The sequence below is a fragment of the Alcanivorax sp. genome (assembly GCF_002726155.1).
In the GTDB taxonomy this organism is placed as follows: domain Bacteria; phylum Pseudomonadota; class Gammaproteobacteria; order Pseudomonadales; family Alcanivoracaceae; genus Alcanivorax.
The window spans coordinates 32,059-46,836 of the sequence record NZ_PBSH01000039.1 but is presented as its reverse complement, the minus strand read 5'-3'; the positions used below and the strand labels follow the sequence as shown (position 1 = coordinate 46,836).

Annotated in this window: 15 protein-coding genes; 10 read left to right on the top strand and 5 right to left on the bottom strand. The window is 60.5% G+C overall.

Going from position 1 to position 14,778, the window contains the following annotated elements:
• Positions 1–58: 58 nt before the first annotated feature.
• The 3 genes from rsmD to CL546_RS11985 are packed head-to-tail and all read right to left on the bottom strand — an operon-like array spanning position 59 to position 3,457.
• Complete coding sequence (gene rsmD, locus CL546_RS11995; protein WP_290495273.1) at positions 59–676, bottom strand: 16S rRNA (guanine(966)-N(2))-methyltransferase RsmD; 618 nt, start codon at positions 674–676, stop codon at positions 59–61.
• On the bottom strand, positions 666–2,108 hold the full coding sequence (locus CL546_RS11990) for a M16 family metallopeptidase (protein ID WP_290495271.1): 1,443 nt from the start codon (positions 2,106–2,108) through the stop codon (positions 666–668). The genes rsmD and CL546_RS11990 overlap by 11 nt, the downstream gene beginning before the upstream one ends.
• On the bottom strand, positions 2,105–3,457 hold the full coding sequence (locus CL546_RS11985; protein WP_290495269.1) for a M16 family metallopeptidase: 1,353 nt from the start codon (positions 3,455–3,457) through the stop codon (positions 2,105–2,107). Before CL546_RS11985 ends, CL546_RS11990 begins: the two co-directional genes overlap by 4 nt.
• Positions 3,458–3,676: 219 nt before the next feature.
• On the opposite strand from CL546_RS11985, the gene ftsY reads away from it, so the two are divergent.
• The 8 genes from ftsY (at position 3,677) to trmB (ending at position 10,624) form a co-directional block, all read left to right on the top strand.
• Positions 3,677–4,861, top strand: coding sequence for a signal recognition particle-docking protein FtsY (gene ftsY, locus CL546_RS11980; RefSeq protein ID WP_290495267.1), 1,185 nt, complete (start codon positions 3,677–3,679; stop codon positions 4,859–4,861).
• An 87-nt stretch (positions 4,862–4,948) separates the two neighbouring features.
• Positions 4,949–5,635 carry a cell division ATP-binding protein FtsE gene (gene ftsE / locus CL546_RS11975; RefSeq protein ID WP_290495266.1) on the top strand — a complete coding sequence of 229 codons (687 nt, stop codon included), beginning with the start codon at positions 4,949–4,951 and terminating at the stop codon, positions 5,633–5,635.
• Positions 5,625–6,677 carry a permease-like cell division protein FtsX gene (ftsX, locus tag CL546_RS11970; RefSeq protein WP_290495264.1) on the top strand — a complete coding sequence of 351 codons (1,053 nt, stop codon included), beginning with the start codon at positions 5,625–5,627 and terminating at the stop codon, positions 6,675–6,677. The genes ftsE and ftsX overlap by 11 nt, the downstream gene beginning before the upstream one ends.
• Positions 6,678–6,991: 314 nt before the next feature.
• A complete protein-coding gene (rpoH, locus tag CL546_RS11965; RefSeq protein ID WP_290495262.1) occupies positions 6,992–7,855 on the top strand; it encodes an RNA polymerase sigma factor RpoH in 864 nt (287 codons plus the stop codon).
• A 387-nt stretch (positions 7,856–8,242) separates the two neighbouring features.
• Positions 8,243–8,611, top strand: coding sequence for a DUF423 domain-containing protein (locus tag CL546_RS11960; protein WP_290495260.1), 369 nt, complete (start codon positions 8,243–8,245; stop codon positions 8,609–8,611).
• Between the two features lie 8 nt (positions 8,612–8,619).
• Positions 8,620–8,817: a sulfur carrier protein ThiS gene (gene thiS, locus CL546_RS11955; protein ID WP_290495259.1), complete on the top strand. Its 198-nt coding sequence runs from the start codon at positions 8,620–8,622 to the stop codon at positions 8,815–8,817.
• Between the two features lie 57 nt (positions 8,818–8,874).
• Positions 8,875–9,654, top strand: coding sequence for a thiazole synthase (locus tag CL546_RS11950; protein WP_290495257.1), 780 nt, complete (start codon positions 8,875–8,877; stop codon positions 9,652–9,654).
• A gap of 253 nt (positions 9,655–9,907) precedes the next feature.
• Complete coding sequence (gene trmB, locus CL546_RS11945; RefSeq protein ID WP_290495255.1) at positions 9,908–10,624, top strand: tRNA (guanosine(46)-N7)-methyltransferase TrmB; 717 nt, start codon at positions 9,908–9,910, stop codon at positions 10,622–10,624.
• A gap of 80 nt (positions 10,625–10,704) precedes the next feature.
• Here the strand turns inward: trmB and CL546_RS11940 are convergent, their stop codons facing one another.
• Both CL546_RS11940 and CL546_RS11935 read right to left on the bottom strand, forming a co-directional pair.
• The gene (locus tag CL546_RS11940; RefSeq protein ID WP_290495253.1) at positions 10,705–11,304 is read right to left on the bottom strand and encodes an outer membrane beta-barrel protein; all 600 of its coding nucleotides are present in this window, start codon (positions 11,302–11,304) and stop codon (positions 10,705–10,707) included.
• A 124-nt stretch (positions 11,305–11,428) separates the two neighbouring features.
• The gene (locus CL546_RS11935) at positions 11,429–12,730 is read right to left on the bottom strand and encodes an MFS transporter (protein WP_290495251.1); all 1,302 of its coding nucleotides are present in this window, start codon (positions 12,728–12,730) and stop codon (positions 11,429–11,431) included.
• Positions 12,731–12,871: 141 nt separating this feature from the next.
• Between CL546_RS11935 and metX the strand changes: the two genes are divergently transcribed.
• Positions 12,872–14,095: a homoserine O-succinyltransferase MetX gene (gene metX, locus CL546_RS11930; protein WP_290495249.1), complete on the top strand. Its 1,224-nt coding sequence runs from the start codon at positions 12,872–12,874 to the stop codon at positions 14,093–14,095.
• On the top strand, positions 14,088–14,678 hold the full coding sequence (gene metW, locus CL546_RS11925) for a methionine biosynthesis protein MetW (RefSeq protein ID WP_290495247.1): 591 nt from the start codon (positions 14,088–14,090) through the stop codon (positions 14,676–14,678). The genes metX and metW overlap by 8 nt, the downstream gene beginning before the upstream one ends.
• The last annotated feature ends 100 nt before the right edge of the window (positions 14,679–14,778 follow it).

The following is a 14,778-nucleotide window of genomic DNA, read 5'->3' as shown; positions in this document are numbered from 1 at the left end:
AGACCTGTGCGCGGGCGCCGGTTTACTGTGCCGTCACGCCATCCCGCCACGGCACGGGTCAAACCGCGTCGGGTTCCCGCCGGTACAACCGCGCATGAATATCGCCGCTGCTTTTTTCTTTCGACAACACCCAGTGCGCCGGTACCGCAGGCACCTCGCCCTGGCGGCGACTCTCCACATAGATAATGGCCCCGCTCGCTAGCAGCCCATGGGCTTCCAGCGCCTCACAGGCCGGCGTCACCAGGCCCAGGTCGTAGGGCGGATCAATGAAGATCAGGTCAAACGGTTCCTGTTGCGCAGGCAGCCAACTCAACGCATCGGCGCAATGCACGGTGATGCGTCCCTCAAACAAAGGGGTTAACTGACGGCTCAAATCCGCGCAGCGTTCGCGCTGTTTTTCGACCAACACCGCATCACGGGCTCCCCGGCTGAGTGCTTCCGCGCCCAGCGCGCCGGAGCCGGCAAACAGGTCCAGCACACGCAGCCCCGGCACCTCGAATTGCAGCCAGTTAAACAGGGTTTCACGCATGCGGTCCGACGACGGGCGCAGATCACCGCCGTGGTCCACAAAGTGCAGACGGTGGCCACGCCGTTCGCCACCAATGATCCGCACCTGACCTTTCTGCGCCGCCCCGGCACTGGCACCGGGGCGTTTGCTGGAACGCTTACGGGGCACGATCAGCGGGCTCCTCGGCTGCGGCCGCGCCAGCGTCACTATCGGCCGGACGAATCTGTGGCGCCTTGGGGCCGATGCTGACAATAGCCAGGTTGTCCGGCGTCAGGTTGCGCTGGAACGCAGCCTGAATATCCTCCGCCGTCACCGTGCGCACCTGCTCGTTGAACCATTGCAGGTAATCCAGCGGCAGGTCATAAAAGCCGATAGCGCCAAGCTGGCCGATGATGTCGCTATTATCCGCCGTGCCCAAGGCAAAGCTGCCCAGAATACTGGCGCGGGTCTCTTCCAGCTGTTCTGCGGTGGGGCCGTCCTGCACGAACTGGTCGATCAGATCCAGGGTCAGGGTCAACGCGTCGTCGGCATTGTCGTTACCCGTCTGCAGACGCACCTGAAACGGGCCACCGGCGGCCATGGGGCCGAAGTGGCTGCTGATACCGTAGACGTAGCCACGCTTCTGGCGCACTTCATCGGTGAGGATGGAGGCAAAGCCGCCACCGCCGAGCACCTGATTGCCCACATACAGGGCTACATGGTCCGGGTTGCCCCGCCAGGTGGCTTGATTACCCAGCAGGATATGGGTCTGGGCGGAGGGAAAGGTGATGTGCTGGCGCTGCCGCTCTGCCAGCGGGGTGGCCCGCTCCAGCTGCGGCGCCGCCTGGCCCTCCGGCAGAGCTGCGCTGATGTCCCCGGCAATTTTCTCCGCCTGGGCGCGATCCAGATCACCCACCATGGCAATCACGGTGTTACCTGCCGCGTAGTAGGTGCGGTAAAACGCCTGCAGTTGATCACGGGCAATGGCCGGCAGACTCTCCAGGGTGCCATCACTGGGCTGCCCATAGGGGTGGCCGGCAAATACCGTAGACTGAAACGCCTTGTTCACCTGCGGCCCCGGCACCTGAGTCTCCATGCGCAAGCCCTGCATCATCTGGGTGCGAATTCGCGCCAGGGTATCCTGCTCAAACGTCGGGCTGCCGATCACCTGATTGAACAGCGCCAATACCGGTTCACGGTACTGCGCCTCGGACAGGGTGCGCAGGCTGATCACCCCCATGTCCCGGTAGCTGGACGACGAAAAGCTGGCGCCCTGGTCTTCGAAACCACGGGCAATATCGTCCACGCTCATGCCATCAGCGCCTTCACCCAGCAAAGCGCTGGTGAGTGACGCCAGGCCCGGGTGCGCACCATCACGGGCGGAGCCGGCATCACTGACCAGACGAATATCCAGCATGGGCAGCGCATCGCTGGCCACAAACAACACCTTCGCCCCTTGTTCGGTTTGCCAGGACTGGATATCCAACGCTGGCGCTTGCGGGTCGGTTGCTGCGACCTGCGCTTCGCTACGGGGGAAAGAACCCGAAAAAGTCCCGGCACAGGCACTCAGTAGCGCGCCCAAGACGAGCAGGCAGGCCAGTCGGAAAACGTTCATCTTCATGGTTGCGGCTCCGCTTGCGGTTGATCAGAGGTAGGCGCTTTCGGTTTCACCGTGCCCACGGTCAGGCGCTCCGGCACCAGCCATTGCTGTGCCACGCGCTGCACGTCCTCGGCGGTCACCGCTTCCAGGTTCTCGGCGAAACGGGCAGACAAATCAATATCCAACCCAAGGGTACTCAACATGCCCAGTTCCATGGCCTGCCCCATGACCGAATCTTTCTCGAACACCTGCCCCGCCAGCACCCCGGCTCGCACCCGGGCCATTTCCGCGTCAGTGGGCAACGTGGTCTGCAATCGTTCAATCTGCGCCAGCAGCCCTTTCTCCACTTGTTCCAGGGTCACATCCGGGCTGGGGGCGGCGGTTAGCGTGAAGGTGCCATCGCCCCGCTGAATCCCGCTGTAGCTGGCACCGGCGCCGGCCACCAGCCGTTCGCCACGCACCAGGTCCGTTTCGATCCGTGCGCTCATGCCGCCATCAAGCACGCCAGCCAGCATGGTCAGGGCATAGAAATCGGTCTTGTCTTCCAGCGTGACCAGCGACGGCACGTTGTACATCATGTACAGGGAGGGCACTTTTACCGGCAGATTCAGCGCCAGACGACGCTCGCCGGCCGGCGGGTTCACCGTCTGCCTGGGGCGCGGAGGTGTCTGCCCGGACGGCAGGTCCGCAAAGAATTTCTCCACCAGAGGCTCCACCTGCTCGCGGGTCACATCCCCGGCAACCACCAGGGTGGCGTTGCCCGGCACATAGAACCGCTGATACCAGCTACGCGCCTGCTCTGGCTGCAGCTGAGCCAGTAGTGAGCGCCAGCCAATAATCGGGTGGGCGTAGCCTGTACCCGGGCGAGCCACGGCCTGGAATTTTTCCCAGGCCAGCGCATTGGGGTTATCGTCGGTGCGCATGCGCCGCTCTTCCATCACCACGTCCAGCTCGCGAGCAAATTCCTCGTCATCAATCTTCAGGTGCCCAAGGCGTTCTGCCTCCAACTCCAGCGCCAGTGGCAAACGCGACACTTCGTATTGCTGAAAATAGGCGGTGTAGTCATAACTGGTGAAGGCGTTATCGCTGCCCCCGTAACGGGAGACCAGTTTGGAAAAGTCACCGGGGCCCAGTTTTTCGGTGCCCTTGAACATCATGTGCTCGAGCACGTGGGCCAGCCCGGCTTCATGAGGGGCTTCGTCAATGCTGCCTGCCTTGAACCACACCATCACCGTAACCACCGGCGCCCGGTGATCTTCGCGGACCAGCACTTTAAGGCCGTTATCCAGCGTAAAGGCATGGGTCGGCAGCGCCGCCTGGGCCGTCAGCGACCACAGGCCCAGCGCCAGTACCGTTATCAGTCTTTTCATGGAATACCTCTATTGGGGGCACACATGTGTTGAGAACCACAAACCCGAAGCTGCTCCCCTCTCCCCATAATGGTAGGATAGCGGCGCGTTCGCCCCCGCGAACGGCAACTCTGCAAGCAGGGCCTTTTTTTCTCCGGCATAGCATACCGGGTTATCGCCCTGCTCTTGCAGCCTCATTGCAAAAGAAGGATCACCCTTCTTGATTGGATACGACTGATCATGAGCGACGAAGTTTCCCGCGACGACAACAACCGCCCTCAGCCAGACGGAAAACCGGAAGAAAAGAAAACCGGTTTCTGGAAGCGCATGTTCACCGGTGTAGAAGCCGACGAGGCAAGCAGCGCCCCCCCCGAGCCCAGCGCCGAAAGCGCCCCGGAGCCGGCTGAGCCTGCCGTGCAACCACCTGCAACCACGCCGGACCCCATACCTTCTGCGCCAGCCGCCCCCGAGGACAACCCTCAGAATGATGACGGTGACGGCGGTTTCTGGACCCGCATGAAGCAGGGCATGAGCAAGACCCGCAAGGGGCTGGGCAAAGGCCTGGCGGATTTGCTGGTAGGTGCCAAGGAGATCGACGACGAGATCTTCGAAGAAATCGAAACCCAGCTGCTGGTCGCGGATGTGGGCGTGGAAGCCACCGACGTGATCGTGCAGGCCCTCACCGACCAGGTGAGCCGCGAAGAACTGGTAGACGCCGACGCCCTCTACGAATCCCTGCAAAATGAATTGCGCAAACTGCTGGTGCCGGTGGATCAGCCCATGCAGATCGACGGCAGCAAAAAGCCCTACGTGATTCTGATGGTAGGCGTAAACGGGGTCGGCAAGACCACCACCATCGGCAAGCTGGCCTGTCGCTTCAAGGCGGAAGGCAAGAGCGTGATGCTGGCCGCCGGTGACACCTTCCGGGCTGCCGCCGTGGAGCAGCTGCAGGTGTGGGGCGAGCGCAACGAGATCCCCGTGGTGGCCCAGCACACCGGCGCCGATTCCGCCTCGGTCGTCTATGACGCGGTGCAGGCCGCCCAGTCGCGCGGCGTTGATATCCTGATCGCTGATACTGCCGGGCGCCTGCATACCCGTGGCAACCTGATGGACGAACTCACCAAGGTCACCCGGGTCATGAAGAAACTGATCCCGGATGCCCCCCATGAGGTATTGCTGGTACTGGATGCAGGCACCGGCCAGAATGCCATCAATCAGGCAGAACAGTTCCGTGATGCCGCCGGCGTGACCGGGTTGGCACTCACCAAGCTCGACGGCACCGCCAAAGGCGGTATCCTGTTTGCCTTGGCCAAACGTACTGGCCTGCCGATCCGTTTTATCGGCGTAGGGGAACGGCTGGAAGACCTGCGTCCCTTCCATGCGGAAGAGTTCGTGCAGGCACTATTTGAAGATGTGACCGGTTAACGCCGCACGCATCACGCTTCACGCACCACGCCGCGTGCAAGCCTGATGCGTGAAGCGTGCAAGCGGTCGAGCCTAGGCGAGACACAAATGATTCAGTTTGACCGGGTCAGCAAACGCTACCCGAACGGGAAAGACGCGCTCAGCAAAGTGAGCTTTACGCTCCCCGCCGGGCAGTTGACGTTTCTCACCGGTCACTCCGGGGCGGGCAAGTCCACCCTGCTGAAACTGATCATGATGATTGAGCGCCCGACCCAGGGGCAGGTGCTGATTGATAACCAGAACCTGAACGGCTTCGGCAATCGCCATATCCCCCTGCTGCGCCGCAAAATCGGCATGGTGCACCAGAACCATCAGCTGCTGTTCGACCGCAGTGTTTTCGATAACGTGGCCCTGCCGCTGGTTATCGCCGGTTATGCCCGCGCCGACATCGGCAAACGGGTGCGCGCCGCCCTCGACAAAGTCGGCCTGCTGGACAAGGAAAACCTCAACCCGATCATGCTCTCCGGTGGCGAACAGCAACGCGTGGGGATCGCCCGGGCGGTGGTCAACAAACCCCCGCTACTGCTGGCCGATGAGCCCACCGGCAACCTGGACCCGGCCCTGTCTGAGGAAATCATGGACCTGTTCAAGGATTTCGCCCGGGTCGGCGTGGCCGTACTGATCGCCACCCACGATCTCAGCCTGATCGCCCGCTACAACCACCGCCTGCTCACCCTCCGCGAAGGCCGCCTGATCCACGACGGCGATGAGTCGGGAGATGCCCATGGCGCCTAACAACACCAACAAGGGCAAAGGCAACAAGGGCGCGCGTAACGCCACCCCGATCAAGGCCGGCCGCAACAAGGCAGAACGACCGCGCCGCGTAGCCGGCGCCCACAGCGCCCAGACCTCGCTGCGAGACCGTTTTATCAGCTGGCGCCAGCATCACCGCGATTCCCTGGGCGATGCCCTGCAGCGGCTCAACGCCGCCCGGGCCAGCAGCGCCATGACCATTCTGGTGATCGCCATTGCCCTGGCCCTGCCCGCCGGGCTGGCGGTATTGCTGGACAATGCCCGCGCCATTACCCGCGGCTGGGACGGCAATGCACACCTGTCCGTGTTTCTCGACATGGACACCAGCGAGGCCCGCCAGCGGGAGCTCGCCAGCGAATGGCAAGGCACCGGCCACATTACCCGCACCGAAGTGGTCACCCGGGAACAGGCACTGGCGGAGTTCAAGGCCCTGTCCGGCTTTGGCGAAGTGCTGGAAGCACTGCCGGACAACCCGCTACCACCGCTGATTGTGGTCTTCCCCGACAGCACCGACCCGGTGACCCTGCGCGCCCTGGAGAACCGTCTGGGCGAGGCCGACGACGTGGACCTGGTGCAACTGGACGTGGAATGGGTACGCCGCCTGCACGCCCTGATCGAACTGGGCGAGCGACTGATTTCCGCCCTCACCCTGGCGCTGGCTGCGGCGGTAGTGCTGGTCATGGTCAACACCATCCGCCTGGCCATCGAGAGTCGGCGTGAAGAAATCGTGGTGGTGAAAATCGTCGGTGGCACTGACGGCTTCGTCCGCCGTCCCTTCCTCTATACCGGCTTCTGCTTCGGTTTCGCCGGTGGCCTCACCGCCGTCATTCTGGTGCAGGTTGCCCTGTGGTGGCTGGGCGGCCCCATTAATGAGCTGCTGATGCTATACAGTAGCGAGCAATCACTGACCTCCATGGCCGCATCCAGCCTGATTATCCTCCCGCTTTTCAGCGGTGCATTGGGCCTGCTCGGCGCCTGGCTCGCCGTCGGCCGTCACCTGGGTGACATCGAGCCGAATTTCTGAGTTGCCCCCGGCACCCCCCTGTAGGAGCGGCGCTTGAGCCGCGAACATACTTGCGACACGCCGTGCCAGGCATTCGCGGCTCGAGCGCCGCTCCTACAGCAAATCCCCCGGAACCTTCCCCCCTTCATCCGCGTCCAATCTTCTGTTCATCCGTGCTTAACATGGGCGAGGCACGCTCTTAAGCACCGATCAACTGAGTCGATCAAAGGGAACCTTTCTGCCTATTAGCACTCTATTAATGCGAGTGCTAATATCAGGACTCAAACGGATTGGGATGCTCGTCAACGAGCGACGCCAACGAGGAGAACACGCGCATGACACACCTTTCAGAACGCGCACAGGCGCTCACATTAGCCGTACCGGGTAACGACCTGGACGCCTACATGCGAGCCGTTAACGCCGTGCCGGTACTCAGCGCAGAGGAAGAACAACGTCTGGGCGAACGACTTTATTACGATCAGGACCTGGATGCTGCACGCAGCCTGGTGCTGTCTCACCTTCGCTTTGTGGCCCATATTGCTCGCAGCTATACCGGCTACGGCCTGCCGCTGGGCGATCTGGTGCAGGAAGGCAACGTGGGCCTGATGAAAGCCGTAAAACGCTTTGACCCCACCAAGGGTGTGCGGCTGGTGAGCTTTGCCGTCCACTGGATCAAGGCGGAGATCCACGAATACGTGATCAAGAACTGGCGCATCGTGAAAGTGGCCACCACCAAGGCCCAGCGCAAGCTGTTCTTCAACCTGCGCGGGCAGAAAAAACGTCTGGGCCGCCTGACCCTGGAAGAAGCCCAGCGGGTAGCAGACGACCTGGGTGTCACCGCCGCCCAGGTGAAAGAAATGGAAGGCCGACTGGGCGCCTATGACGCCAGCTTTGATGGCCCCACCAGCGATGACGACGACAGCACCGTGGTGTCGCCGGCAGCCTATCTGCACAGCGACAACAGCGACCCGGCTGACCTGCTGGCCGAACAGGACAAGCAGCAGCGCGAAAGCCGCCAGCTGAGTTCTGCACTGATGGCACTGGACGAACGCAGCCGCGACATTCTGGAGCGCCGCTGGCTGGCAGACCAGAAATCCACCCTGCAGGAGCTGGCCGACGAGTACGGTGTCTCCGCTGAGCGGATCCGGCAACTGGAAAACAACGCCATCAAGAAACTGCGTAACGCCATCGCAGCGTAAAAGAGACGCTGCGTGCTTCACGCAACAAGCAACACGCTAAAAGCCCCTTTCGAGGGGCTTTTTTGTGCCGCTTTACGGCAACGACATGTATCATGCGGTCGTGACACGCAAGAACCTTATTCCCGCTGCAGGAACCGAGCTTGCGAAGGTAACAGCCACAGGCTGGCCCGTAAGGGTGAGCGAAGCGAATAACGCCACTTGAGGCGCGAATAGCGGCCCCTCGCAACCCCTTCTCGTTACTCGAAACGACATTCCTCGCCAAGGCTCGGGTTCGCGCCCCAAGCGGCGCCCCTACCCTCGCAACGAATGTACCCCGCGACACGGATATTCCGGTACACTATGCAACCCGAGGCGGCACTCGTTTTGACCGCCACTGCGGAGTCCCGAATGAAAACCCTGCTTATCCTCGGCGCCCTCAACAGCGCCCTTGCCGTTATGCTCGGCGCCTTCGGCGCCCATGGCCTGAAAGCCCGTGTGGACGAATCCCTGCTCGCCACCTGGGCCACCGCCAGTGAATATCACTTTTTCCATGCACTGGCGCTATTACTGGTGGGCTTACTGGCAAAGACCTTCGGCGCCTCCAGCATGATTACCGCCGGCTGGGTGCTGTTTGCCGGTATGCTGGTATTCAGTGGTAGCCTGTACGTACTGGTGTTGAGCGGACAGAAATGGCTTGGCGCCATCACTCCGCTAGGCGGCACCGCCCTGATCATCGGCTGGATGATGCTGGCCTGGTCCCTTTTCAAACACGTTTGATAAAGATCATGAAGCTCACTGTTAATGGCGATACTCTTTCCTTGGACGGCAACACCATTGCCGACCTGGTAACCCAGATGGAACTGGCTGGCCGCCGGCTGGCGGTGGAAGTGAACCGGGAGATCATCCCGAAAAGCCAGCACGCCGACTTCGCCCTGAACGAAGATGACGTAGTGGAAATTGTCCACGCCATCGGCGGCGGCTAATCCGCACCACCCGAATTATCCTGACAGCACACTACTCACCGAATTATCGAGGCCAGAATGTCCGACCTGCTGACCATTGCCGGAAAAACCTACTCCTCCCGCTTGCTGATCGGCACCGGCAAGTACAAGGATTTCGACGAAACCCGCGAATCCATTGAAACCAGCGGTGCGGAAATTGTCACCGTCGCCATTCGCCGTACCAACATTGGCCAGAACGCGGACGAACCCAACCTGCTGGATTTTGTCAGCCCGGATAAGTACACCATCCTGCCCAACACCGCCGGCTGCTTTAGCGCCGAAGATGCGGTGCGATGCTGCAAGCTGGCACGGGAACTACTGGATGGCCACGACCTGGTAAAACTGGAAGTACTCGGCGACCAGAAAACCCTGTACCCGAATATTACCCACACCCTGCGCGCCGCCCGCGAACTGATCGACGACGGCTTCAAGGTGATGGTGTACACCAACGACGATCCTATCGTGGCAAAAGAACTGGAAGACATGGGCTGTGTGGCGGTGATGCCGCTGGGTTCACTGATCGGCTCCGGGCTGGGCATTCTCAACCCGCACAACATCAAGCTGATCATGGAAGAAGCCAATGTGCCGATCATTGTGGATGCAGGCGTAGGCACCGCCTCCGATGCCGCACTGGCCATGGAAATGGGCTGCGATGGCGTCCTGCTGAACTCGGCCGTGGCCCATGCCCAAAAGCCGGTATTGATGGCCTCTGCCATGAAGAAAGCCATTGAAGCTGGCCGTGAAGCCTTTTTAGCAGGACGGATGCCGCGCAAGGCCTACGCCTCCGCATCCTCACCACTGGATGGCCTGAGCCGCTAGCCCAACAGCACCTGCGCAGCAGGCAAAAAAACGGCGCCACTCGGGGGAGAGCTGGCGCCAAGGGGAAGTGTTGAACCGTTGATGCTCGTGCACTTCAGGGCAGAATTGTATTGGTCTATGCGTTCAATATACGCATCACTGATCAATGCCGCGTGAAGACAGCACCTTCACCGTCACCCGTCCCTTTTTGCTATAATCGCCCGGTTGAAATCCTTTTTCCATCCGCCCTTTTTCACTACGGTAGCCCGGCCCCATGCTCGATTTCATCAACCACGATAAAGACCCGAAAACCGGCAAGGTCATGCGCAAGGTACGCAGCTTTGTGCTGCGCGAGGGGCGTCTGACTGCCGGGCAACGCAATGCTCTGGATACCCTGTGGCCCCGCTTCGGGCTGGAGCGGGATCAGGGAATCCTTGATCCTGAAGGCGTTTTCGGCCGCAATGCCCCACGGGTTCTCGAAATTGGTTACGGCATGGGCCAGTCACTGGCACAAATGGCCGCCGCCGACCCGGACAAGGATTTTATCGGTATCGAAGTGCACCGTCCCGGCGTGGGCGCCCTGCTCATAGAAATCGAGCAGCAGGGCCTGAATAACCTGCGCAGCTACTGTGACGATGCGGTAGAAATCCTGGAACTGTGTATTCCCGACAACAGCCTGGCACGGGTGCAACTCTATTTCCCCGACCCCTGGCACAAGAAAAAGCACCACAAACGCCGCATTGTCCAGCCCGCCTGGGTAGCACTGGTGCAGCGCAAACTACAGCCAGGCGGCATCCTGCATATGGCCACAGACTGGGAAAATTATTCCGAACACATGATGGAAGTGATGAACACAGCCGAGGGTTTCAACAATGTGGCGGGGCCTGGCGGGTTCTCGCCGCGCCCGAGCTGGCGCCCGGAAACCAAGTTTGAACGCCGCGGTGAAAAACTTGGCCACGGAGTCTGGGACTTGTTATTCGAGAAGCTCTGATCCCGCCAGTAACGCCCGCCCACAAAAAAGCCCCGGCGTTTTACGTCGGGGCTTTTTGTTTCCAAGACCAGGAGCAACCGTTAGAAAAAGAACTCGAAACCACCGCCAAAGGTAGTGAATTCAATATCATGATCCAGCGTGCCGGTAAAATCTGACGTACCGAGTTTGTAACGGTTAATGGAAGCCGTCACCGCGCCCATTTCCTGAATCTTCCATTTCGCACGAACACCGTAAAAAACATCACTTCCGTCGTCTTTAAACTTGTCGCCGTCCGCATCCACTTCAGCATCCCAGTTCTGGATACCCAGGGTACCACCCAACGCAAAGGTTTCATTCAGTGGCATCATCAGGTCCAGCGCGACGTACATACCATCGGTTTCTACTTCGAAATCACCAGAGCCACCCAAGACGTAATCCACGTCCGCTTCCTGCACACCAAAGACGCGATACCCCACCCGCACAGTAGACGCGCCAGCAAACATGAAACCAGCATAGATATCAGCACCAATACCCGGAACATCCTCGTCCAGGCTAGCAAACGCAGCGTCATCATCAACCTGTTCGATGTAATCGCTGACATCCACAGAAAGCGCACCACCCAAAGTAAACGCTGACGTCTTCTCCGCATGTACGCCAGTTGCGGCAGCCAGAAGCGCTAAAGTAGTAAGTGTTTTTTTCATGGTCGTCCTTCCCCTCAAGTAAAAAACGAGAGCATAAGGAGGATTACAAAAATGTAAAGGTGCCCGCTCAACTTTAGGAAAAGGCTTACACCAGTTACCGAAGAACGACACTTGAGATTCCCGCTCACACCTCGCTTAGCAACCTGGCACTCACAACGCCCATGGCGCCCATCGTGCCCAGCACCAGCAACGCCCAGTCGTTCCCCAACAGGGCCACCGCCGCACTGATACCGCCCACCGCCAGCAACAGGACACCAATCACGGTATTACTCACCGCAGTGTAATCGGTGCGCTTGGTGCCGCCCGCCATGTCCACCATGTAAGTCTTGCGGCCGATGCGCACGCCGGCATGGGCAATGGCCAGGATGAAAAAAGCCACCGGGTACAACCAGTGCATCCCCTCTGTCTGCACGCCGGACACCGACACCGCCCCCGCCACCACACACACCAATGCCGCCAGCGCACCACCGCGAACCATCACGGTGCGGCTGGAGCTGTCCGCCATATAGCCCCACACCGTAGCACTCACTGCACTGGCCAGGCTCGATGCCAAAACGAAACTCCCCAGCAGCAACGCCAGGCTGGACTGCTCTTTCGCCAGCAACACCAGAAACGGCGACGCCAATGACGACGCCATCAGCAAGGCACGAGTGATGACGAAACGCCGAAAAGGCGCATCGTCCTTCAACAGGGACAAGCTGTTCCAGGCCTCGCGAAGGGCGTTGTTGCCGCCCTCGCTGGCACCGGGATATTCATCCACGGACAGAAACACCAGCGCGGCCACCAACCAGGCCGCACCGGCACCGGCCAGTAGCGCACTGTAGAACAGGACGGAAGGGTCGCTGTCGCCACGGAAAATCAGCAGCGTCAGCCCGAAGGTCAGCGCGCCGGACAACGTGGCCGACAGGCCGGTGAGCCGGCCACGGCGGGATTTGGGAATACACTTGCCCTGCACATCCTTCATGGACACGGAACAGAAGCCCCGGCTGATGCTAAAGAGCACCAGCAGGCCGACAATCCCCCACCCCGCAGCCAGGCCATCCAGCAACCAGACCACCAACGCCATCCCCAACACCGATAGCCCCTGCAACGCCGCACCCAGCACCCAGAAACCCTTGCGGACCGGGTAGCGACGCACCAGTGCGCCGATCATCAACTGGGGAATCAACGAGCCGGACTCGCGAATGGGCACCAGCAGGGCGGCCAGTGAGCCTGGCGCCCCCACCGCACTGATCAACCAGGCCAGCACCGTTTTCGGGTTGATCAGCAGGTCGCCGACCTTGGTCAGGGTATTAGCGGCAATAATCCGAAAGAAATTCCCCGGCACCTCCCGGCAAGCATCCTCACTGATGTCCGTACAGGTGCGCGCATCTTCATCGTTGGCCACTTTTTCATACAAAGCGTCCACTACCGATTCTTTCGCCATGCAACCCGTCCCCTTTAAGCGACTGCCTTCAGTAAAAATAACGTACCGATTCAGCAGGATACCATGGCAACGGCCGGGCTTTGATTGCGCCCCCACCGGGCGGGCTTTAGACTTTGCGACATCTCTTGCTAGCGAGTCACCATGTCGCAACAGAATTCCGACGTCTTGCCCCATGCCGCCGCCGGCTCCGTAGGGCTGATCGAGCCACAGGTTCACCACTTCGACACCCCGTTGGAGCTGGAATGTGGCCGCACGCTGCCGACCTATGATCTGGTTTATGAAACCTACGGCACCCTGAACAGCGACGCATCCAACGCGGTGCTGATCTGCCATGCCCTGTCTGGCCACCATCATGCCGCCGGCTATCACCGGCCAGACGACAAGCGCCCGGGCTGGTGGGATACCTGTATCGGCCCCGGCAAGGTCATCGACACGGATCGCTTCTTCGTAGTGAGCCTGAACAACCTGGGCGGCTGCCACGGCTCCACTGGCCCGGCGTCCCTCAACCCGGAGACCGGCCAGCCCTGGGGGCCGGACTTCCCCATGATGACAGTGAAAGACTGGGTGAACAGCCAGGCACGGCTGGCCGATGTGCTGGGCATTCAACGCTGGGCGGCAGTCATCGGCGGCAGCATGGGGGGCATGCAGGCCCTGCAGTGGTCCATCGATTACCCGGAACGCCTCAGCCATGCAGTGGTCATCGCCGCCGCGCCAAAGCTCTCTGCCCAGAATATCGCCTTCAACGAAGTGGCCCGGCAATCCATTCTGACCGACCCGAACTTCCATGGCGGGCGCTATTACCTACACGATACCTACCCGCGTCAGGGGCTGATTCTGGCGCGCATGGTCGGCCACATCACCTACCTGAGTGACGACGCCATGCGCATGAAGTTCGGCCGCGACCTGCGCGCCGGGCGCTTCCATTTCGGCTTCGATGTGGAGTTCCAGGTGGAATCCTACCTGCGCCATCAGGGCGAGGTGTTTTCACGCAACTTCGACGCCAACACCTACCTGCTGATGACCAAGGCACTGGACTATTTCGACCCGGCCCGGGAGTTTGACCATTCACTGGAGCAGGCCCTGGCCAAGCCCAGCTGCAACTTCCTGGTCATGTCGTTTACCTCGGACTGGCGCTTCGCGCCGGAACGCAGCCGGGAAATCGTCAACGGCCTGGTCCACGCCGGCCGCAATGTGAGTTACGCGGAAATCGATACCCCCAAGGGGCATGACGCCTTCCTGCTGGACATCCCCGAGTACACCAAGTTATTCGGCGCCTACATGCACAGGGTCGCCAACGAGGTGGAAAACAGCGCTAACGAAACCGAAAACCGGACAGAACACGGGGAGGCCGGCAACCATGCGTGATGACCTGCAGCTAATCAGCGACTGGATTCCCCGCAACGCCACCCTGCTGGATCTGGGTTGCGGCGATGGCACCCTGCTGGCCCACCTGAAAGCGCATAAACAAACCGCTGGCTACGGCCTGGAAATCAACCAGGACAACCTGGCCGCCTGTTTTGAAAAGGGCGTGAATGTGCTGGAGCAGGATCTGGATGGCGGCCTTGGCAATTTCCAGGATCACCGCTTTGATTACGTGGTGATGACCCAGGCGCTGCAGGCGGTGCTGCGTCCGGACCAGATTCTCAACGAAATGGTCCGCGTGGGCCGCGAAGCGATTATTACCTTTCCCAACTTCGGCCACTGGAAAGTGCGCGCTTACCTGGGCCTGAAAGGGCGTATGCCGGTCTCGTCCGCACTGCCCTACGAGTGGTACAACACCCCGAACATTCACCTGTGCACCGTGCAGGATTTTGAAACCCACTGCCGAAAGCACGGCATTCGTATCCTCGAACGCCAGGTGATTAACCGTAATCACCGCACCAGCATGCTGAGCAAATGGTGGCCAAACCTGTTCGGGGAAATCGCCATTTATCGGGTGACAGTTTAATTCAGGAGCAAGTTGAAAGTTCAAAGTTGAAAAGCGCGGTAGAGTTGGCAGGGCTCTGTCAGGCCCTCCCCGCGATACCTCTCCTTTTGCAACTCGAGGA